This window comes from Flavobacterium cheongpyeongense (assembly GCF_003202435.1).
In the GTDB taxonomy this organism is placed as follows: Bacteria; Bacteroidota; Bacteroidia; order Flavobacteriales; family Flavobacteriaceae; genus Flavobacterium; species Flavobacterium cheongpyeongense.
This window is the reverse complement of sequence record NZ_QJHK01000003.1, coordinates 13698-36006: the sequence shown is the minus strand read 5'-3', so window position 1 is coordinate 36006 and position 22309 is coordinate 13698. Positions and strand designations below refer to the sequence as shown.

Genomic DNA, 22309 nt, shown 5'->3' with positions numbered 1-22309 from the left:
GCTTTTCTAATCTGCTTAATCTGCCAAATCTGCGAGAAAAAATTACTCCCGCAGATCTTGCAGATTTGGCAGATTATTTTGATCTTCTTTGTCTAATATTTAAATTTCTTCAAACTACTATCCAATTCATTTTTTGAACCCATAAAAGGCGTCAAATAAAAACTATACTGATAATCTCCTGACTTGATTTGGTATTCTTCAATGGGTTGTGCTACTAATGTCCAGCTATCGTTTCCTCCTACTCCCATCTGAACTAAATCAATATTGACTGTCAAAAGTCCCGGATCTTTCAATTCATACGTATGTGTTGCTGAACTCAGATTTTCCTGTGTGTATGGCCACGCGCTCATGTTTAAAACTTTTGAATCATTTACAACTAAAAAACCTTGATTTTTCTGTGGAGTTGTCAACGCCATCCATCTCACTTCAGTTCTGTTTCCGTTTTCCTGTGGTTTTGGATAATGTTCGATAAAATCATTAATTATAAGCGAATATTTACCAACGAATGAACCAAAATTTCTGTCGCTGTAATTTTCCAGTTCCCCTTTTCCGTACCACGAAATTTGTTCGAATTTTCTCTGAACGCCCATCTGCATTCCGATTTTTGGAATGTTTGGCAATTTATTCGACGCTTTCAAACTATAATCAACTTTGATTGTTCCGTCGGGTTTGATGTTGTACACCACGCTCACATTGGCACTGTCTTTTATAATTTCGTAATCGCTGGTGATTTTAATTTCGGCATTTGACTGATCCATTTTGATATTTGTCAATTTTGGTTTGGCTTTGTACCATTGTTTCAGCAATTTTTGTGATTTCCATCCGCGTTTATCATTGTCCGTAAGTGGTCTAATGAAATTGGGAAGCAATGGTGCAAAAACTTGTTCTTCTCCGTTGAAAACATACGAACTCAACGCCCCATTTATCTTATTTATTTTTATATCGAAAGCTTTCCCTTTGATGTTAAAATCAGAATCTGATTCCGAAACATTTACATTTCCTTTTTTAGATTCTAAAACGACTTCTTTCTTTTTCAGCAAAAACTGATCTTCCGCAACAGCGTACCCTTTTGAAGCCCAAAGTTCATCTTTCGAAAGCTGAAATTCAATATTCAAAATGTATTCTGCATCTGTTTTCATCTTTGGCAGATACTGACTTACATTTAAAGTTGTCGATTGTCCTGCTTCTACATTGAAAGGTTTTAAAATCTGTGTTTTGATTACATTTCCGTTTTCCAATAGTTGAAGAACCGGAGTATATTCTGCCAACGATTTTACTGCCTGACGATTTTTTATTTCTAATTGATTTCCGTTTAAAGTTGAAACCGCTGGCTGATACACCCATTTGTTTTCAAAAATTGAACCTTTTGGTTTTCCGTTAGAATCTACAATTCCTTTGGTATTGAAATTGCCATCGTGGTATCTTTCGCCAAAATCTCCGCCGTGGGCAAAATAATTCTGACCATATCTGGAATCGAATTTCACCAATCCCTGATCTTTAAATTCCCAGATACAGCCTCCGATCACTCTTGGAAGCGAACGGAATTCATCCCATAATTCTTTTAAATTTCCCACAGAATTTCCCATCGCATGTGAGTATTCGACGAAAATAATTGGTCGCGTATCTTTCTTTTGATCGACCAAAAATTTAGGCGTAAAAACGCCCGGATAAAATCGGCTCACCATATCTACATACGAATCATCCTGTGGGTTTTCGAATCGGTAAGCGTGATCGATTGTTTTAGGATATCCCGCATCCAGCGGATCGATATAACCCTCTAACTTCGCATTTCCCTGTGCCGGTTCATAATGTACCGGACGCGTGATATCGAAATCGTGAACCCAGCCCGACATTGCAGCATGGTTCGGTCCTTTTCCACCTTCGTTACCTAAACTCCACATTACTACTGATGGGTGATTTTTATCGCGCTCTACCATTCGGCTCATACGCTCCAAATAGGCATTTGTCCATTTTGGGTCATTGGCTAATTTTCCGCCAATTCCGTGTGTTTCCTGATTGGCTTCGTCCATTACCATAATGCCGTATTGATCACATAATTCGTAAAAATAAGGATCATTTGGATAATGACTTGTACGTATAAAATTGAAATTGAACTTCTTAATCGTGGTAATATCTTGTTTGATATCTTCTCTTGTCAGAGCTTTTCCTCTTGTTGGATGATGATCGTGACGGTTTACACCATAAACGTAAGTTTCTTTTCCGTTGATGAGCATTTTGCCGTTTTCTTTGGCGAATTCAATCGAACGAAATCCTACTTTACAGCTTTTGGCTTCGGTAATATTGCCGTTTTTATCTTTTATCGAAAGGACCAAAGTGTATAAATTAGGTTCTTCCGAACTCCATTTCTTTGGATTTTTAATGGTCTCCTGAAAGAATCCAAAACGAACATTATCCAGACGCGGATAACTTTCGTTGATTAAATCGATCACTGGTCTTTGAAGCGGGTCTTTGAACATTGCTACATTATAAGCATCGTACAATTGAACGTTAATTGTATAATCTTTGACTTTTTCACCCGTAAGATTCTCTACTTTTGGACGCAGTTTAAAAATCGCATCTTCATATTTTTTATCCAACTTGGTTTGAACAAAGAAATCCTGAATGCGTAGTTTTGGCTCAGCCATAATAAAAACTTCACGCTGGATTCCGCTCATACGCCAGTGATCCTGATCTTCTAAATAAGAACCATCTGTCCAACGTATTACACGAACAGAAACTACATTTTCTCCTGCTTTTAAATAAGGTGTAACATCAAATTCTGATGGTAAAAAGCTGTCTTCTCCATAACCTAAAAATTCTCCATTTAGCCATACTTCAAAACCCGAACTTACGGCTCCGAAATGTAAAGTAACCGTCATATCTTTCCAGTTTTCAGGAACGGTAAAACTACGCTGGTACGAACCGATTCCGTTATAATCCTTAGGAATAAAAGGCGGATTTATTGGTCGGAACGGATACACGGCACTTTTGTAAATAGGATTATCGTAGCCTTTCATTTCCCAGTTGGAAGGGACTTCGATTTTATCCCAGCCTGAAACGGTAGTTTTATAAAAATCTTTGGAAGCTTTTTCAAGATTCACGGCATATTTAAAATCCCAATCGCCGTTCAGCATTTGGATTCGGCTTTTGGTTCTGTCGCCTTTTAACGCATCTTCAATATTGCTATACGAATAAGCCGTCGCTCTGGATGGCTGTCTGTTGATGCTGGTTACCGTTGGATCTTCCCAAGGAGCGAATTCGTATTTTTTGTGTAATTCAGGAATTCCTGCAGGTTCACCGGTTACGGATTGGGCTTGTGTTGCGTAAGATGTGAATAGTAAAATGTAAAATGCATACGCCGAAAATCGAAATATGAAAAATGGATTTTTATATTTTGTTTTTGACGCTAACATTGGTTTTATATTTTGTTTCATTATTATTTGATTCAATTGTCTCTGCTGAGTATTACCGCGCAAGATGTTTTACATTTCACATCTTACACTCAACTCAATTACTGTTTTTTCTTCTTCTCCGGCGGCGCTACAAAACTCGTTTCACTTTTTCCTAAATCTTTTGAAGTTGCTACTGCAATTCCTCTTTGTTCTGCTTTGTTTACAGCACAATAAAAATGATATACGATTCCGTTATGTTTTACGACAAATGATTTGTGGGCAAACATATCATCATACGGTTCTGATGATTGTATTAAATTGTCGCCTTTCCAATCTTCCCAATGGATTAAATCGTTCGATACAGCAAAACGATTGAATGCACCCTGATCCCAACCCGTCCAAAAAGCGCCAAAATAAAACATCACCCAGGTGTCATTGATTCTTTGGATAAAAGCATCTCCTGTAATTCCTCTATGGTTATTTAGTACCGGATTTTTACCGAAACGTTTCCAGGTTTTCATGTCGTTAGAAACCGCCATTCCGATTCGTTCTGCGCCTTTTTGCGGTTTCAGACTATCGCCTCTTGCGTTGTAGTACATGATAAAATTATGTCCTGTCAATTTCTCTTTGTCACGAATGACACTGTTTTTGTACATCGTGCTATTGTCCCACCAGCTTACGTCTTTGTCTTTTGGCGTTAAAACCGGATTTTCCAGTCTTTGGAATTCGTGTGGTTTTGTCGGAGATGTTGTGGTATATGCCATCCCGATTGACAAAACTCCGGCTTCGTAGCCTTTGCTGTCTCCGCCAAAATAACTCATCCAGTATTTGTCATCGTATTTTTCCCATTCGTAGCTTCCGCCCCAGGTTGGATCCTGCAACGAAATATATCCTGCTTTTTGGTTCACATCCCAGTGCTTTTCGTTTTCCGAGAAAGACATTACTTTTCCTAAATGTTTCCAGTTTAGTAAATCATTGCTTTCTGCCAGCCAGGTTTCGTAACCTCTTCCATCATAAATCAAATAGGTCATAAACCATTTTCCGTCTTTCCTGAAAACGCTCGGACAGTCCATTTTATAGGAGTTGTCCGTTGGCACCAATACCAAACCGTATTTGTAAGGCGTTTTGATTTCGTTATAAATCTCCTGCATTACGGTTTCGTTGATTTCTCTTTTTTTGTATTTGGTAGTCGTACAACTGCTGATCAATACAACTGTTATCGCAATGATGAGATATCTAATTGAGTACTTCATTGTTGGTTTATTCTTGATAGTTTTCGCAAGGTGCGAGGCGCAAAGTTTCTTTTCTCTTTATTCTATTCTCTTGCTTCTTTACTCTTGGCTCTATTTCAACTCCTTCAATCTCGATTCCATTACGTCTTTGTTCAGTTTTATTTTTACCATTCCTGTTGGGTGAAATCTTCTTTTCAAATCAATCGCATTATATACAATCGTGTAAACATCATTTCCTTCGGGAATCAAACAAAGCGGGGTTCTCATAATATCCCACCATTTATCGACTTTGGTTTCTATTGGTAAATATCTTGCCTCTCCCCAATTGATTCCGTCTTTCGAAAGTGAATAACCCATCATATTGGGTAAATGATGTCCCCAGCCTTCCGGGCCTCCGTCAAAAATGGCGATGTATAAACCGTTTGGCAACTGACTCACAATCGGATTTTCGACAAATTGCGGATGTATCGTTTTTATTGGTTCCAAACCTTTATTTAATCGTTTCCAGGGACCTTCCAGACTATTCGATTCTGCCAAAGCCACAAACCAGCCTTTCCCTGATTTCTTCGGATAATCTGCCCATGAACTAAACGGATAAGCTCCGCTGTAAAATCCAAAATATTTATCTCCGACTTTATACGGAAAAAAGGAAGCTACTCCCTGACGTCCTTCCCAAGGCTGTGAATCCAAACCCGGTTCCATAACAATGCCCATATCTTTGTACGGACCACCGATTCCGTTGATTCCATCGACAGTTGATTCACAACGCCAGATTCTTCCAAAAGAATGGTTTGGTTCAATTTCTTTGTGAACGGTGTACGCCAAGTAATAGCCGTACCATTTGTTTGCTTTTTCGTTAAAAACCGGCATATACGACCAAATTGCCGAACGTCGGTCGTTCATCGGATTATCGTCTTCGGTAACGGCGTAAACTCCGCTGGCCTGATAAATTGTCGATTCTCTTTTCCAGTGAATCGCATCTTTGCTCGTCCAATGTCCGATTTTGGTTTTGACACGATCATAATAATAATCCACTCCTTTTTCGCCTGCTCTTTCGGTTGGAAACATATGATAGGTATCGTCTACTTTCACCACACGACCGCCTTCAAAACCTCCCTGAATGTCTTCGGTTCCTGGCATTCCTTCGTCGATCACGGCTTTGTTTTCTCCGCCAATGATTTCGAAAAGTGGTTTTTCATCGGAGAATCCTTCAACGATATAAGTTGGATTCCAAAGTTTTCCGTCTGGAAGTTCAGCGTTTCTGAATTCCAATTTTTGAGAAGTTTTTACTACTCCTAAAATGGCGAATAATCCTTTTCCCGGATTGATGGTTTGTGTTCCTTTTGGATACGCAATCGCATATACATTTACGGGAGCTAAACCTGTAATTGTAACCCCATTTTTAAGAATCAGATTTCCGTTTTCTATGGCGTTCGATTGCAGAAATTCTTTATTATCTGTTTCCTGAAAAACACCAATTAATACCTGAACTGGTTCTTTAAATTTTAATTGCAAAGGTGTATTTGTTCCGTTTTTATATTTATCTAAAGGAAGTTCAACTCCTGTTAATCCTTTCAATTCCGGGGCAAGCTTAACAATATTGTGTTTGCTTCCTGAAAATATGTGGGCGTATTGTGTTGTTGTAAAAGTTTTGTAATCATTAATAACTTCAAAAGAAACAGGTTTCCATGCTGTATTTTGTGCTTTTGCTGAAAATTGAAAGCATATCAAAAACAACAATACAGAAGTTGTTATTAAAGGATTAAAGTGGTATTTTTTTATTCTTGAAAACATTGGTTTTTTATTTTTTATTAACTCTGAATTTCTTCAATCTTGTCATTTCGAGGAACGAGAAATCTTCGTGAGAAACTCTACAAAGATTGGCGACATTCTGTGCGGAGCTACTTGTGGAGATTTCTCCTTCCTCGAAATGACAAAACTGACGAGACAATCTTTGTGGTTACGTGTGTGATTTACTTCATCTATTCGCTATCGCTATCAGATCTCCTTTAATTCGGAATGACAAACTAGACGTTTAAAACTTAACAACTAATCACTAAGGACTAGGCACTAATTACTAAAAACTTAAAGTGCTTTATAACTTACTTTATACTCCACATTTGGTTTTATAATCAATTGGTATTTATTTTTCGCCAATTCTATAATCGTTCCTGAACTTGCTTTCGGTTTGGTTTTACTTTCGAAAACCAATTTTCCTTCTCCTTCGGAAGCTTTTACTTTGATTTCTTTGGTACTACAATATACGGCAACTTCACCTTTTGGTGTTGGTACTTTTCCTTCCATCCATTCCTGTCCGCCTAAATTCGGTTTGATTTCATATTCAGCATATCCTGGTGCGGTTGGTTTTACACCCAAATAATATTTCCCCAGCAAATAAATTGGGCTGGAACCCCAAGCATGACAAAGACTTTTTCCATAAGGTCGTCCATACATCGCTAAATGTTCTGTTCCTTTTTTGGTCGGATTGTATTCTTCCCAGAATGAGGTTGCTCCCTCTTTTAGCATTCCGCCCCAATAGTCTTTCATTTCTTTCAAAACATAATTTTGTTCACCCATGGCGCACAAGGCTTCTAACTCATAAAAACGCATGTAGGGTGTGGTGATTTGAAGAATCTTATCATTAAGTAAGACCTTGTTTTTGATGCTTTGTTTTTGTTCTTCATTAAAATAATTGAAAAATATACCAAACATATTGGCGTATCTGGTGACAATATTCTGCATTTTACCATCGATACGCTGGTGTTTCATCACGTTTTCTTTTTTATCCCAAAACACATCAAATAATTTTGTTTTTAAATCAGAGGCTAATTTTTTGTACTGTTTATGGTCGTCCTTTTCACCTGCAATTTCAGCACTAACTGCCATGGCTTCTAAACTTCTGGCTAAAAGCATTTGCTCAAAACTAACCTCGCCGGTTTTTGGTAATCCGTTCGCCCAATCGATAAAAACCCAATCGCCTTCTAAAGGTTCCAGGAATCCATTTTTGTTTCTTCTTTCTAAACAGAATTCCATAAGTGATTTCATTCTTGGATAAAAAGTTTTGATGAATTTCGTATCACCCGTGTGCAAATAGTAATCGTAAACACCCACAAACCAATACAGTGAATAATCCATTATGATATTGATATGAGCCGTTACAGGTTCTTTACCACGAAGCGCCAACAGCGTTCGTTCTACCGAAGCCGAATCAAAGAATAAATAATAATTCATTAAATAACTTTGATAAGCATCGCCGGACCAAACCCAACGGTCGCGTTTAATTCCGTCTATAAAAAATTCGCGGGAGGTTAAATGCATCGTGTAAGCCGACACATCCCAAATTTTATTCAATTCCTGATCTGAAGATTTGAATGCGCCACGATAGTCTAATGGCAAATATTCATAAAGCATCGAAATGGAATCGTATTTTACCGTTGGATCTGCGTGTACCTGAACATAGCGGAATGCTTTGGATCCATCGTGTGTGTATGTTTCAGGCTGGTTTCCATCAAAAGATAAATGGTCTAGTGTTTCACATTTGGCAGTATCCAGGGCTTCCTCACGAGATTCGCCATAATAAAGTGCTACTTTGCCTTTTCCTTTTAAACCGTGAATTTTAATATAACCAAAAGTTTCTTTACCAAAATCCACCAACTGACCAGCTCCTGTTTTTTCTGTTTTTCTGGCATTCCAGGGTGTGGTTGTTAGTTTAAATCCAGAAGGTTTATGTTCTGGTAAATCAAAATTCCAGGAACCAACAGGCACCCACGGCGTACCGGATTGTTGTGCTTTTCCATTTTCATCAATCCAAAGTTTATCTTCGTTGGTCACTTTCCAGGATGCATCAGATTTAACATATTTACCCGCAATATAAATAGCGGGCAACACTTCTTGATTATATACTTTAAAGGAAATTTTGTGTTTCCCGGCAGGAATTTTTAATGATTTTGGTTGGCCATAAACCTGAACACCATCTAAAAGTAATTGAAAAGATCCTTCGGAGTAGATTTTTACCTCTTCTGGTTCCGGAATAGCTACTTCTGTTTGAAAAGTTACCAAGGAGTATGGACTGTAATATTGCCAAAGGGGAGGAAAAACGGCTTCGCGTTCTGTGCGTCTTACCTGCATTTTATTGCTTAACCAAACTTCAAAATCGCCTGGATACCAAATCCATGTGGCAGGCTTATTTTCCTGAGCATACAAAGCACATGAGGAAAATAAAACAATAAAAACAAATAATTTTTTGAAATTTGGAAATCGATTTCGCATAAAAAGATATTTTGGGTCTAAAAATAAGTTTTAGGTTTACATTTTACATCCTGTACTGTCCTGAAATAAAAAATGCTCCTGAATTTGAGAGCATTTTGGAGTGTTAATGGAATGATCCTTATTGTATTGAAATTTATTGTTAATTCTTTTAATATCTAACAAAAACACGATCTAAAACTGTAATTCACTCAAATACCTCAATTTGTATAGCAGTGATTATTTTAGCTCTTTCAAATCATTTGGGATTATTAAACCTTCTTTGGAACTTTTAATATTTAAATGATTTCTATATTTTCCGAATAAAGTTTTTATTGTAATTGAATATTATACTATTAAAGCTATTAATCCAATAATAATAGAATCTGATTTCAATGCTTTAAAATATAAAATTGCTGATGTAATATTCCCGTCCGATTCATTTAAAATATAAATAACACATAATATTAGTGTGGATGAAAGAATACAAAATTCTATCTAAGTTTTATTTCTCCATTTTTTTTATTCAATTTTAATCCAATCATTTCTTTTATTTCAATATTTATTTTTTTCTTGATCTTTCCAATTCATCAAGTTAGCATGTCCTCCTTCAGGTTCTGTATTAAACATAAATTTGTTACAATGATACAATAATACCCCAGAATTATTAATTCTAAAGTCGCAAATCGTAAGACCTTAAAATTTAGAATTGAAAGGTTTTATGAATTGCGACTTTTGGGTTTATTAGTCATTTACTGCTCAAAAAAATGTCATTTCTTCAAACGGTTTAATTTTTAACAATTCGTTTACTTATTGTATTTCCATCAGTTGTCAAAGTCAATATATAAACTCCTGCCGGTATACTCTCTAAACTCAATATTTGTGTTTGCTCATTCGTAGTTTGATTCAGAATTAATTTTCCGGATAAATCAAATAATTGAATTATGACTCCTCTTGCCATTTCATTATCTAATTCTATCGTCAGGGTATTTTTTACCGGATTCGGAAAATAATGATATGTAAAACCGGCGTTATCCTCTTCCGTTTCCTCAGTCAGATCATTATTTGTTTTTTTTGCGGTTGTGAAGTTGCTCTCCGAATAACCCAAATCTGGATTAGCACCAGAATACGAAAGGCCTACATTGGTCCCTTTGTCTATCAAATCGCTTCCCTGAACTAATTTAAAAGGCAAATTTGTTGGAAGATCTCCATTTGATTGTCTTGCTCCAATGGCTAGTGAAGTGCTGGTGCTCGTAAAATCGGAAGCGTTTACAGTCACACTCAGATTCCACGAATTGTTTTGTTGTGTTGCATTTGATATGGAGATGGTTCCGGATAAGGAAATGTTGTTCTTGAAAATATGTTTTTTACCCGATTGTACCGGATTTCCAAAACCAAAGTTGATGTTGTTGCCATAGCCTGTACAATTATAAACCGTTATGCTTCCGGTATTGTTGTTCTGATCGAATCCTTTTTGAGGATGACCAATAGCAACACATCGGGTTAGTACATTGTCTGCCGGAACAGAATTTCCTCCTACTTTAAAACCATTTCCGTTTCCGGTAAAGCCTCCATAATTCCATACATCTACTCCGTTTCTGATTGCCCAGCAGTTTTCGAAAGTTACTTTTTGGGTACTGTCAAAACAATCATATCCGTCATCTGAATTTTCCCAGGCGCGACAGTTGATAAATTTATTTCCCGGTCCCTGTTCTTGTTTTGGACCAAAGCCATCAGCCATGCTTCCCTTTTTTTTAGGATCATAATTTCTGTAGGCATCACAGTTTTTTACCGTAGTATTTGAACCTCCTTTGTTAATTTCCAGTCCGGTATTGCGATTGTTGTAAAAAGCACAATTTTCAAAAGTAGTATTCGAGCCTGTTACATAAGCACCCTGATAGCCTGCTCTTGTAATAGCAATTCCTTTAAAACTCCAATAAGAACCTGTAATGCTAAACCCATACGAATCCTGTACCCATTCCTGATCCGGAAAAGAAAAATCGATAATGGCTCTTCCGTTGTTAACGCATTCTACTTTAATAGGACTAGCCGCTGTTCCTGATTTTGTAAACGAAATAGTATTTTTAGCTCCGGCAGTATACGCAATAGTATAAGTTCCGGCCTGTAATAAAATAACATCTCCGGCAACGGCTTTGCCTACAGCGGTTTTAAAATTCATGGCTGTAGTAAAACTGGATCCCGAATTGGTAGTGCTTCCGGTTGGTGTAACATAATAAGTGGTTGCCGTAACAGATGCCGATACCAAAAGGGACAGCATTAAGTAGTAGATTTTTTTCATAAGTTCTGTGTTTATTTGAGCGACACAAGGTACTTATGGTTTTTTATAAAAATATTGAATTAATTCAATGACTTTTGTGAAATTGAATTTGATTTGAAAAAATTGGGGAATGATAAAAAAGTTCGAGAAATTTTGAATTGAATTTCTTTGTGGGTTCGAGCTAGAAGCCTGAACGATGGAGAATTGTGGATTTCTCCAATTTTGCTTTTATCTTAGCAATACGCTCATTAATGATATTGATTTGCTCCAATCCCAATCGCTTGCGAAACCAGACAAATATCGAAGCCTCGAAAGGAAGTTCATCACTAAAAGACGAATATCCCAAGAAATACTGCATATAAACATTTTCGGTAATCTGACGAACCGTTTTCCTGTCATCCAAATCGCAAAGATACCTGATAATCAAAGAATCAATGATGATCCGGTGATTTAAAGCCGGATGAACTGTCGATTTTTATACAACCTCCTGTCCATAAATTTCTCATAAATCATCCCACGGCAGTAATCTGGAGAAGACAACCCAACGGTTTTCAGGGTTCAGTTTTTCTCGAAAGGACTCGCAAATCCCTTCAAAACCAACTGCCTGGGACTAACATATTTTGAGACAGGTGCACACTTTTTTGAGTGTGATTTTATATTTCCTTACACTGAGGTATCCAAATAGAATACTAATTTATTGATTCATATAATGGTTGGGATTTTTCAGCAGCCCCTAACTAATTTTATATTATTAATCTAATCAGCCTTTTTCAGGACAACTCATTCTAATGAAATCCTTTTTCAAAACTTGAATCGGCATTTTTGGCTTTTTTTGAAGGCAGAACAACATTACATTTGTCTTTTTCAATTACAGGATTCCAATCTCCTTCAAGATTACTGGCAGTCGTTGTGTTGGCAGCAAATATTTTTTCTTTAGTATATTCAGAAGCCTCCGTTTTATTTAGCTGATGTGACCATGAAATACGATTATCTGAATTTGATCCCGGGCCATAACAATCATATTCTGCATAGAATGAAGTTTTCCAATTTTCATACGCTTTATTTTCGGGATCTTTAGACCAGATAGACCAGCCTTCCGGTAGTATAACAGATTCTTCATACGAATGAATAAAAACAGTATTGGCTCCTGCTCCCCATGGTCTTCCAAGAGATACTTTTGAAATTGGAGCCTTAGGGTATTTCATTATAACACAATCTTTAAACACAAAGCCATATTTGCTTTTTCCAGCTTCATGATTTCCAGCGGTTACATACGAGTCTTTTCGGCATTGAATAAAACAATTCTCAAACAAGGCGATCCCTGCGCCAAAAATGAAATCTGTAGTCCCATCAATTATACAATCTTTAATGTAGGTTCTTTTGTTTGCTTTAAGGTAAAATGTATCCTGAAAACCGCTCATTTTGCAGTTGTGAAAAATAACTCTGTCACCATTAACCATTAAAGCTACAGCCTGACCTCCCTTTTTGTATTGTGGTAACTCGCTACTGATCGTATTTTCAAAAGTGATGTTTTCTGCAATGAAATCATCTGCTTCGATTAAAACGCTGTAAGATTTGCTGGTACCACCTGCTATTTCTGCATAATCATCATAAGTAAGGATAGTAGTTTTGTAGGATTCACCTATTAATGATACCTTTTTATTTTTGGCTAATTTTAATTTTTCTTTATAAATGCCAGGTTTTACAAAAATTATTGTTGTTTTTTCGCTTTTTTCAGGAACAGCATTAAAGGCATCCTGAACTTTTGTGTAATTACCACTTCCATCCGTAGCGACGACAATATCATACATCATTTTGTTTTTTTGAGCATGTAAAACGGCACTGAAACTAATAAGTAAGAAATAAAAAGGAAGTAAAGTTTTTTTCATGGCTAGATTTATGAATGATAAAGATTAAAAATAAAATTCCAAGGAACGTTATTGTCCCTTGGAAATTTATAAAAATAATTGAAATATAACTACGAAATGCTGTTTTTTACTTTATGACCAAATACACCAAAATAAAGAATAATGACGAAACATATTAACGGAATAATATATCCAGCCTGAATATCGTCATGCTTCATGTCTATTAAAGTTCCCATAGCATAAGGAAGGATTGCTCCACCCACAATAGACATGACCAGCCATGAAGAACCCGTTTCGGTATTCGATTTTAAACCCACCAATCCTAAAGAAAAAATAGTTGGGAACATGATAGACATAAAGAATCCTAATCCGCCCAATGCGTAAATAACTGTAATACCTGATCCGTAAATCGCTACTAAGCAAAGCAAAGCACTAATTATACAATAGATAGAAAGTAAAACATAGTCTTTGACAAATTTCAAAAAGAATGTTCCACTAAAACGACCTATCATAAACAGCAACCCATATATACCAAGGAAATAAGCGGCTGTTTTTTCATCTAATCCAGCTTCTTTCTGAGCTACTCGAACAAAAAAACTGGTTACACATACTTGGGCTCCAACATAAAAAAACTGTGCTACAACTGCCCAACTTAAATGAGAAAATTTTAAAACAGAGAAAAAACCTGGTTTAACTTCGTTTTCTGTTTGTTTAGACTTCATTGATGGCAAATGCATAAAATAAAATATTATAGCTACCAACACCAGAACACTGCCTAAAATAATATAAGGCAATTTTACTGCCGAAGCCTCTTCTAATAAGTAGGCTGTTTTTGCCGTATCTGACATTGCGGCCATCTCTGCTGGGGTGTAGTTAATTCCTGAAAGTATAAAAATACCTCCCAAAATGGGGCCTAACATGGCTGCTAAACCATTAAATGAGGCAGCCAGATTTAATCTAAATGAAGAAGATTCTGCAGGACCTAAAATAGCTGCGTAAGGATTTGCACTAGTTTCTAAAATAGTCAAGCCGCAACCAATTACAAATAAGGCAAACAAAAATAATTCATAAGTTCTGCTGTTTGCGGCAGGTACAAAAAGAAAAGCTCCAATTGCAAAAACTAATAATCCAGTGATAATACTGTTTTTATAACCAAATCGTTTAATAAGCATTCCAGAGGGAATCGCCATAATAAAATAAGCAAAATAGATCGATGTATCAATCAATGTTGATTCTCTGTTGTTGAGTTGACAGGCTTTTTTTAGATGTGGAATCAAAATACCGTCAAGACCATGAGCCATTCCCCAAAGGAAAAATAAGCTGGTAATTAAAATAAAAGGCAAAAGATATTGATTTGTTTTGCCGCCTTCTGTTGGGATTTCGTGTTGGTCACCTGTTTGGTTAGTTACTTGCATAGTTAGATTCTTATTTTAGGGTTATTTCTTTTTTACTAATAAAAGATGGTCACATACCAAAACCACTTCACCTCTCTGGTTGATGATTTCTACGTGCTCGGTCACCGTTCCCATATCCGGTTTTTTAGCTTCTCCTTTTTCAGAAATCGTAATTTCTGAATGAATGGTATCACCAATATGAACGGGTTTTACAAATCGCATTCGGTCATAACCTTTAGAGAAAGCCTCCGGGTTTATTTCAGATGCTGTCAAACCTATACCGATACTAAAAACCATTGTTCCATGTGCAATTCTTTGTCCGAAAGGCTGTGTCTTACACCATTCTTCATCCATATGATGCGGGAAAAAATCTCCGGTATGTCCTGCGTGGACTACAAAATCAGTTTCTGTAATTGTTCTGCCTAATGTAACTCTTTTATCGTTAAGTTGGTAATCTTCGAAAAATGTGGATTTGAAATACATGTTTTTTTAGTTTTTAAGTCCTTAGTGATTAGTCCTTAGTGATTAGCTAATTACTATGGACTAGCGACTAATTACTATATTTATATAATTTTTTGGGCGTTTTAACACGCTTTCCGCTGTATTCCCGACTAAGAAAACCTACAGCTAAAAAGCTTTGTTTTTCTAAATCGGGAGATGCCGCTTCAATCGTTAACGCGGGCAACTATTGTTATAACTCATTTAGTGGAATTCCTCCTTTTTGATTACTAATGTAACAGGCTTCAACAACTTTCATCGTGTCAAGAACATCCTGAACACTTGCTAATAACTTATCATCTGAACCTTCTTTGAAACGCATTAAGTTTGACATCGTACCAATAAAAGCCTCCGGAAACCAGGAACCCTCCAAATTAATTTTTTCCCAGTCATAAGTGCCATTTTTATCCAGTGCCACTTCAAATTCGTCCGGCATACCATCAGGGTAATTCATCAGTAAACCCATTTTGGCTTTAATGGCACCTTTTGTCCCTTCCCATTTGATGTAGCTTTCTTCGTGTTTCGGACCAAAATGATGATCGTGATTCGTATTGATAACCACCCGCATCGAATCACCATAATCCAGAATAATCGACGAACGGCAAGATGATAGTTTTTTCAACGGATGATTAGTTGTTTTCGCATAAACTCCTTTTGGATTTCCTAAAAACGAGCGAATGCAATCAATATAATGTACGCTATGGAAAAGAATCTCCAATCTGGGATGTTGCTTAATTAGCGGGAACAATTCCCAAGGGGTATTTACGGTCACTTTAAATTCGAGATCATACAAATCACCAATGATTCCCTGATTGATTATATAACGTGCTGCACTAACAAAAGAGGCAAATCGCAATTGGAAATTAATCGCAGCCACTAATTTTTTTCTTTCGCAAACTGACACAATTTCTTTGGCTTGAGCCAAATCATTCCCCATTGGTTTCTGAATCAGCACTGCAGCGCCATCCGGAAGTTGTTCCAATATTTCGATGTATTGATCAGGTAATACAGTGATATCATAAACCGCATTTGACGGGGCATTTTTTACGGCTTCGGCTACATTTTCAAAAACATTTGGAATGCCAAATTCTTCAGCCATTGCGTGCGCTTTTGCTATTGTTCGGTTGGTAATTCCGAAAACCGAAAAGCCAGCCATTTTATAAGCCGGCAAATGAGCATCTTTTACAATACCACTCGCACCAATGATAATAATCGGCTGTGTTGTTTCTGGTAATAATGGTTTATAGGGAATATTCATGATTTATAAAATTTTCTGAATAGCATTTTGTGTTTCTTCTAATAATTTTTGAGATGGGATCTCGCTTTCTAAAGCTTTTAAAACCATTTTATCAATCAGTTCGGCAACTTTTGGCCAAACGGGAGTTTGAGGTAAAGTCAAAGCATTTTCGTGAAGCATTTCCAGTTTGTGGTAAAATGGAATCGTTTTGTTGATGTCAATATCATTCCAGGTAGATTTTCGACAACCAATTCCTCCTTCATTCGTCAATAATTTATCACTTTCGGACGTGGTGGCAAACCGCAGAAAATCGTATGCTAAATTTTGATATTTGCTTCCTGTTCCAATGGTGTAAAGCCAATAAACATTCAAAGAAGCTGTTTTGTGATTTGGATCGTGTGGCAATTCGGCGATAGCTACTTTCCCTTTCACTTTCGATTCTTCAATCACTTCGCACATTGAGGCAAATCCAAACCAATTGATAGTCATGGCAGCTTCTCCTTTGGCGAAAGCCATACCTGCTTCAACAGAGCCAAAATCTTTTGACTTTGGATGAACAGCTTTTTTATTCTTTGCAATATTCCGATAAAAATCTAAAGCTTGAATCGCTGCAATATGATTGATATCAATTTGATTTTGAGTATTCAATAAAAAACCTCCTCTTGTCCATAATTGCAGGCAAAAATCAAAAACCATATTGTGACCATCGGGATAATTAGCAAAAACACTGCCGTAAAGATTATCTTCGGGTCTGTTGAAAAATTCGGCAATTTGAGTGAATTGTTCCCATGTTTTGGGAGGAAGTAATTCGTATCCAAATTGCTTTTTGAAATTTTCTTTTTCAGTCGGATTTTCAAATAAATCTTTTCTATAAATCAGACATTCCGGGCCATCATGAAAAGGGAGTCCGAAAGTTCCATTATTTATTTGTTGTAAATGCAATAAAGAGGGATGCCAGCCTTCAGGATAATCCTGTGGTGGATTTTTATTGATTAATAAAGTCAAATCCAGAACTGCTTTTTCATTCGCAGCATCAAAAATCCAGTCGGTATTGATGTGTGCGATGTCCCAAGTTCCATTTATTAAACCTTTATTGGTAATGGTTTCTTGATATAAATCGTGCAGTTCTAACGGAATCATTTCTGCTTCAATGGTAATGTTATTTTTAAGGCAGAACAAATCCCACAGCTTTTTAAGTGTGGTTTCAAAAGGATCAAATTTTCGGACAGCGATTCTTATTTTTTCCATTATTAGCCTATAAATTCTTTAATAATACGCTCATTGTCCTGACCTAATTTTGGTGAACCTTTAGTCGATGTGAAAATTTCTCCGTCTATTCTAATGGGGCATCGGGTTGTTTTATAGTTGTAGCTGTCCAGCATTTCCACTCTCTGTGTGAAATTTAAAACCTGAAAACCTTCTTCGGTAAAAAGCTGTTTGTAGTTCAGGACTTTGGCACACCAGATATCAGCGGGTTCTAAAATATCCAGCCAAAATTGAGTTTCCTGATTTTGTAGATGAGAGGCCAGAATATTCTTGATTTGATCCCTCAATTCAAATTTATTTTCAGGAAATGGCAATAATGCATCACATTGTAAAAGCGAGGCCAAAACGGGAATTGATCCCATTGCCAAAGCCAGATAGCCATTTTTCGTTTTGTAAATTCCATAAGGCGCCCCCAAATAAGCGTGAGCATTATTCGATTTTGTACGAACAGGCAATTCACCGCCATCATTGAAATAAGTAGTAATGGTTTCAAACTGAAAATCAAAAGCCGATTCGAGCATACTAACCTGAACGATTGCTCCAATATTATGGGTAGCTTTTCTGTACAAAGCCGCCAAAATTCCTTGTGCCAAATGTGCCCCGGCCAGCATATCCACTATTGACAATCCCATTGGCACCGGGCCATCTTCCTGATTGCCGCTTAACCACGTCAAAGCAGTCATTGATTGCAATAATAAATCCTGTCCCGGTAAATCTTTTAAGTTGGATTTTGTACCGTAGCCAGAAATTTCGGCATACACTATATTCGGATTGATTTTTTTTACTTCATCATAACTCAGGCCTACACGTTCCATAACTCCAGGTCTGAAATTGTGCATGATAACATCAGCTTTGGCGAGTAATTTTTTTAATTTTTCGAGTTCATCTGCCTGTTTAAAATCAATAGCAAATGATTCTTTATTTCTGTTTATGGTATGAAAAACGGAAGACTCCCCGTTCATAATCAAATCAGAAGTATATAAAGTCCGACAGATATCTCCGGTTCCGGGTTTCTCAATTTTTATCACACGTGCACCCAGATCGGCGAGGCGTAAACTAGCTGAAGGTCCGGAAAGAAACTGGCTAAAATCTACTATTAAATAATCTTCTAATGGTTTCATCCTGCTAGTTTAAAAATTGTTCGTGTATTGTTACATTATCTTCGCCAACTTTAGGTGCTGCTTTGGTACTGGTTAAAATTTCACCATCCAGTTGAATTGGGCTTCTTGTTGTAACCAATTTTTCGCCTGCCGAATTTTGTACCGTTTGTTTCAATTGCAGTTCATTCACAAAGGATTGGCTGTCTAATTCCTGGTAATTAAGTACTTTGCCACACCAGATTCCTTCTTTTTGTAATAAATCCAGCCAATAATCTGATGGTTGGGTAATCAGTTTTTCGGCTAATAATTCTCTGATTTCATCTCTTTGAGAAAACCATTTGTTTTTATCAGTATATTGTTGGAAATCGATTTCCAAAATACTTCCAATAAAAAGCAAATCGCCCATTGCAAGAGAAATATAACCGTCCTGAGTTTGATATATACCATAAGGGGCACTTAGAAAAGCATGAGCGCTTCCTTTTACATCACTTCTTTGAGGCTGTTGTCCGCCATCATTCAAATAAGAAGTTATGGCTTCAAACTGAACATCCAAGACCGATTCGAGTAAACTAACTTCAACCAAAACCCCTTTTCCGGTTTTAGCTCTTTTCAATAATGCTGCTAATATTCCCTGAACAAAATGATTTCCGCACATTAAATCGGCGACAGCCAGACCAAAAGGAACGGGACCCTGACTGTTTCTGCCGCTTAACCAGCTTAAACCGGAAAGAGATTGTAAAAGCAAATCCTGTCCGGGTTTATTAGCCCAAGGGCCTTTGTCTCCGTAACCTGTTATGGTTCCGTAAATTATTTTTGGATTGATATTCAAAACATCGTCAAATGTCAAACCAATTTTATCCATTACGCCCGGCCTGAAATTATGTGTCATAATATCTGCTTTGGCAATTAATTTCTTTACTAAAATTAAATCCTCAGGATTTTTAAGATCAGCTGCAAAAGATTCTTTATTTCGGTTAATGGTATGAAAAAGCAAACTGCTGTCATCAACAAAAAGATCTTTGATGCTCAATTGGCGACAGGCTTCACCTTTTACGGGACGCTCAATTTTGATGACCCTTGCTCCTAAATCAGCTAATTTTAATCCGGCAGAAGGTCCTGCCAAAAACTGGCAAAACTCCAATACAACTAATCCTTCTAATGGTCTCATACTGTTATAAGTTTAAAGACTTTATGTATAGTCCATTCATTACTTCCAAAACAGATTCTTCATCACCGCCATTCATTAAATAATCACGAGCCACATCACCTGCATGATCCTGAAAATACATGTGTCCGGAATATCTTGGTCTTAAAAAAGCTCTTTCTAAAGCAGGCAATGTGTTTTTGAAATAATCATGGGTTATTCCGTTAATTCGGTCATTTTTCCAGGCTTGCAAATGCCCCGGTTGTCCGCCGTTATCTGAAAAAATATTTTGTTGTACCTGAGAAGACCCTGTAAATTCGGCATATTTTATTGCTTCCGTAATATGCTGACTGAAAGAAGAAACAGCCAAACCGGTTCCGCCCAAAGAACTAATCATCGGTTTGTCATTCAATTTTACCAAGTCATAAAAATGAAGTAAATTTTTGCTATAACCAGTTCTTGAATAATTAGAATAACCATAAGCAAATGGGCAGTAGGCAATTTCATCCGAATTGACCATGGATTCATAGACCTGAATTGGGTTGCGGTTGAAGTTGACCGGATCCATCAACTGCGACAGTTCACGATGCATTTGCAAAGCTTTTTTTCCTGTTTCCACAGAAATTACTTTTTCCTGAGACTGAAAAGGAGCTTCACCTAAACTGCAGCAAAAAGAGTAAAAAGTCATAAGCGAATCTACCGGAATCCCTGCAAAAGCGATCAGTCCTTTTTTCGCTAAAGCCAATAAATCATCATAGGTCTGTGGGACTTTTAATCCTTGTTTTTCTAAAATATCCAATCGGGCAGCTGCTACCGGAGTTGCCGCATCAATTGGCAAAGCCCATAATTTATTGTGAAAGACATAACTTCCGTAAGATTTACCAACGGTATTGATTTCCTGATCTTTTATATATTCCTGAGAAAGATAATCTGATAAAGGCAGAATGGTTTTTGTATCGGCACCAAATCCTGTCCATGGATGGTCAATAACCAACAGGTCAAATCTTTTAGCTAAATCTTCAATCGAAGCATCTGCAAATTCCTGTAAACTTCTTTTCTCCCAGCTGATTTCAATGTCTGGATTTAATTCTGTAAAACGTTGAGCTGTGGCAACCATTGGTAATAAGCCTCTGGTATGATTCCACGTAATCCCTTTTAGTTTTTTCATTTTAATAATCTGATTTAATAAATGTGAATTTCACATTTACAAATATAGAAATTAGATTCAAATGCCATGATTATATATTTGTTTTTTGGCATTTGCTGCAATGGATTTTTATATTTTATACAAATTGCAATCAAAATGTGATATTGTTTTTGATTATATCTGTTTTTAAGTATTGATTTTTAAAATAAGTCGTTGTAATTAATATTAAGTTTTATATTTGTAAATGTAAAATTCACATTTATTTTTGCATTGATTTACATAAAATGCAATTTTTAAAATAGCGATCATGCTTAAAATTTCTTTTCTATCCAAAATAATTGTGTTGCTGCTTTTTGTGACAACAATTTCAAATGCTCAAAATACAATTCCGACTCAATTGAAATGGTCAGAACGAATGGCTTTAACCCTGATGCAGCGTCACCCCCAATCGTATATGATTGATGATGCGCCAGTAGCACATCTGAGTTATGTCCACGGTTTGGTAATGTATGCTTTTCAGGAATTGAACAAGCAAAAAGAGGATGAAAAGTATGCTGCTTATATTAAAGATTATGCTGATGTTTTAATTGAAGCAGACGGAAATATTAAAACTTTTAAAATGGACAGTTTTAATATAGATAATATTCCTTCCGGGAGAATCTTATTTGATTTGTATACCAAAACGAAAGACAAACGGTATCTTACGGCTATGCAGACCTTACGCAAACAATTAGATGAACAGCCAAGAACGCCAAGTGGAGGATTCTGGCACAAAAAAATCTATCCAAACCAAATGTGGCTGGACGGTTTGTATATGGGAGAACCATTTTATGCGCAATATACAGCTGAATTTGAAGAAGGTAAAAGTTTTGATGATATCGCAAAACAGTTCGAATTGATTCAATCACATGCCACAGAAAAAAAAACAGGACTGTTGTACCATGCATGGGATGAAAGTAAAGAAATGCCCTGGGCCAATAAAGAAACAGGTGTTTCACCAAACTTCTGGTCAAGATCAATTGGCTGGTATGTAATGGCTTTAGTAGATGTACTGGATTACTTTCCTGAAGATCATCCAAAAAGAAAAGAATTAATTGATGACCTGAACAGTGTTTCGAATGCGCTGGTTAAATTTCAGGATAAAAAATCCGGGATGTGGTATCAGGTTACCGATATGGGAGGAAGAGAAGGTAATTATCTGGAATCTTCAGCTACATCCATGTTTGCTTATGCTTTTGCAAAAGGAGCAAACAAAGGATATTTGCCTAAAAAATTCAAAAAAACCGCTAATAAAGCTTTTGACGGATTAACTACAATAAGCATGAAAATTGATGCCAATGGACAAATAGAATTAACAAATGCCTGCGCCGTTGCAGGATTAGGAGGAAAACCTTATCGAGACGGATCTTACGAATATTACATCAACGAAAAAAAGAAAAATAATGATCCTAAAGCGACCGGCCCTTTTATGCTGGCGGCTTTAGAATTGAATCGATAATTTAAAAATT

At 36.7% G+C, this 22309-nt stretch carries 14 protein-coding genes and 1 pseudogene; 1 reads left to right on the top strand and 14 read right to left on the bottom strand.

Translation table 11 applies throughout. The features are described from left to right. Positions 1-92: 92 nt before the first annotated feature. The 14 genes and pseudogenes from DMB65_RS04275 to DMB65_RS04210 all read right to left on the bottom strand — a co-directional run bounded on the left by DMB65_RS04275 (position 93) and on the right by DMB65_RS04210 (position 20822). Positions 93-3434, bottom strand: a complete 3342-nt coding sequence (locus DMB65_RS04275; protein WP_230470603.1) for a glycoside hydrolase family 2 TIM barrel-domain containing protein — start codon at positions 3432-3434, stop codon at positions 93-95. A 77-nt stretch (positions 3435-3511) separates the two neighbouring features. Continuing rightward, positions 3512-4645 carry a glycoside hydrolase family protein gene (locus DMB65_RS04270; RefSeq protein WP_110305444.1) on the bottom strand — a complete coding sequence of 378 codons (1134 nt, stop codon included), beginning with the start codon at positions 4643-4645 and terminating at the stop codon, positions 3512-3514. 90 nt (positions 4646-4735) lie between these two features. After that, positions 4736-6418 carry a glycoside hydrolase family protein gene (locus DMB65_RS04265; RefSeq protein WP_110305443.1) on the bottom strand — a complete coding sequence of 561 codons (1683 nt, stop codon included), beginning with the start codon at positions 6416-6418 and terminating at the stop codon, positions 4736-4738. Between the two features lie 291 nt (positions 6419-6709). Continuing rightward, a complete protein-coding gene (locus DMB65_RS04260) occupies positions 6710-8893 on the bottom strand; it encodes an alpha-L-rhamnosidase-related protein (protein WP_110305442.1) in 2184 nt (727 codons plus the stop codon). 763 nt (positions 8894-9656) lie between these two features. Further along, on the bottom strand, positions 9657-11168 hold the full coding sequence (locus DMB65_RS04255; protein WP_165834868.1) for a translocation/assembly module TamB domain-containing protein: 1512 nt from the start codon (positions 11166-11168) through the stop codon (positions 9657-9659). Positions 11169-11328: 160 nt separating this feature from the next. Continuing rightward, positions 11329-11595, bottom strand: a pseudogene (locus tag DMB65_RS04250) (transposase); the annotation flags it as partial. Between the two features lie 337 nt (positions 11596-11932). Next, positions 11933-13036: a pectinesterase family protein gene (locus DMB65_RS04245; protein ID WP_110305440.1), complete on the bottom strand. Its 1104-nt coding sequence runs from the start codon at positions 13034-13036 to the stop codon at positions 11933-11935. Positions 13037-13125: 89 nt separating this feature from the next. After that, the gene (gene fucP / locus DMB65_RS04240; RefSeq protein ID WP_110305439.1) at positions 13126-14430 is read right to left on the bottom strand and encodes an L-fucose:H+ symporter permease; all 1305 of its coding nucleotides are present in this window, start codon (positions 14428-14430) and stop codon (positions 13126-13128) included. Positions 14431-14451: 21 nt separating this feature from the next. Continuing rightward, on the bottom strand, positions 14452-14892 hold the full coding sequence (locus DMB65_RS04235) for a MaoC/PaaZ C-terminal domain-containing protein (protein WP_007809657.1): 441 nt from the start codon (positions 14890-14892) through the stop codon (positions 14452-14454). A gap of 208 nt (positions 14893-15100) precedes the next feature. Continuing rightward, positions 15101-16165: a Gfo/Idh/MocA family protein gene (locus DMB65_RS04230; RefSeq protein ID WP_110305438.1), complete on the bottom strand. Its 1065-nt coding sequence runs from the start codon at positions 16163-16165 to the stop codon at positions 15101-15103. Positions 16166-16168: 3 nt separating this feature from the next. After that, the gene (locus DMB65_RS04225) at positions 16169-17392 is read right to left on the bottom strand and encodes an extracellular solute-binding protein (RefSeq protein ID WP_110305437.1); all 1224 of its coding nucleotides are present in this window, start codon (positions 17390-17392) and stop codon (positions 16169-16171) included. 2 nt (positions 17393-17394) lie between these two features. Beyond that, the gene (locus tag DMB65_RS04220; RefSeq protein ID WP_110305436.1) at positions 17395-18531 is read right to left on the bottom strand and encodes a CaiB/BaiF CoA transferase family protein; all 1137 of its coding nucleotides are present in this window, start codon (positions 18529-18531) and stop codon (positions 17395-17397) included. 4 nt (positions 18532-18535) lie between these two features. Further along, complete coding sequence (locus DMB65_RS04215; protein ID WP_110305435.1) at positions 18536-19678, bottom strand: CaiB/BaiF CoA transferase family protein; 1143 nt, start codon at positions 19676-19678, stop codon at positions 18536-18538. 4 nt (positions 19679-19682) lie between these two features. Further along, positions 19683-20822: an ABC transporter substrate-binding protein gene (locus tag DMB65_RS04210; protein WP_110305434.1), complete on the bottom strand. Its 1140-nt coding sequence runs from the start codon at positions 20820-20822 to the stop codon at positions 19683-19685. A 286-nt stretch (positions 20823-21108) separates the two neighbouring features. On the opposite strand from DMB65_RS04210, the gene DMB65_RS04205 reads away from it, so the two are divergent. Further along, entirely contained in the window at positions 21109-22299 is a 1191-nt protein-coding gene (locus DMB65_RS04205) for a glycoside hydrolase family 88/105 protein (RefSeq protein ID WP_110305433.1), read from the top strand. The last annotated feature ends 10 nt before the right edge of the window (positions 22300-22309 follow it).

Bases quoted from the DNA above. Each gene is read 5' to 3' on its own strand.
- DMB65_RS04220 (WP_110305436.1), bottom strand. From the start codon at position 18,531: ATGAAACCATTAGAAGATTATTTAATAGTAGATTTTAGCCAGTTTCTT.
- DMB65_RS04235 (WP_007809657.1), bottom strand. From the start codon at position 14,892: ATGTATTTCAAATCCACATTTTTCGAAGATTACCAACTTAACGATAAA.
- DMB65_RS04215 (WP_110305435.1), bottom strand. From the start codon at position 19,678: ATGAGACCATTAGAAGGATTAGTTGTATTGGAGTTTTGCCAGTTTTTG.
- DMB65_RS04270 (WP_110305444.1), bottom strand. From the start codon at position 4,645: ATGAAGTACTCAATTAGATATCTCATCATTGCGATAACAGTTGTATTG.
- fucP (WP_110305439.1), bottom strand. From the start codon at position 14,430: ATGCAAGTAACTAACCAAACAGGTGACCAACACGAAATCCCAACAGAA.
- DMB65_RS04225 (WP_110305437.1), bottom strand. From the start codon at position 17,392: ATGGAAAAAATAAGAATCGCTGTCCGAAAATTTGATCCTTTTGAAACC.
- DMB65_RS04275 (WP_230470603.1), bottom strand. From the start codon at position 3,434: ATGAAACAAAATATAAAACCAATGTTAGCGTCAAAAACAAAATATAAA.
- DMB65_RS04230 (WP_110305438.1), bottom strand. From the start codon at position 16,165: ATGAATATTCCCTATAAACCATTATTACCAGAAACAACACAGCCGATT.
- DMB65_RS04260 (WP_110305442.1), bottom strand. From the start codon at position 8,893: ATGCGAAATCGATTTCCAAATTTCAAAAAATTATTTGTTTTTATTGTT.
- DMB65_RS04255 (WP_165834868.1), bottom strand. From the start codon at position 11,168: ATGAAAAAAATCTACTACTTAATGCTGTCCCTTTTGGTATCGGCATCT.
- DMB65_RS04205 (WP_110305433.1), top strand. From the start codon at position 21,109: ATGCTTAAAATTTCTTTTCTATCCAAAATAATTGTGTTGCTGCTTTTT.
- DMB65_RS04210 (WP_110305434.1), bottom strand. From the start codon at position 20,822: ATGAAAAAACTAAAAGGGATTACGTGGAATCATACCAGAGGCTTATTA.
- DMB65_RS04245 (WP_110305440.1), bottom strand. From the start codon at position 13,036: ATGAAAAAAACTTTACTTCCTTTTTATTTCTTACTTATTAGTTTCAGT.
- DMB65_RS04265 (WP_110305443.1), bottom strand. From the start codon at position 6,418: ATGTTTTCAAGAATAAAAAAATACCACTTTAATCCTTTAATAACAACT.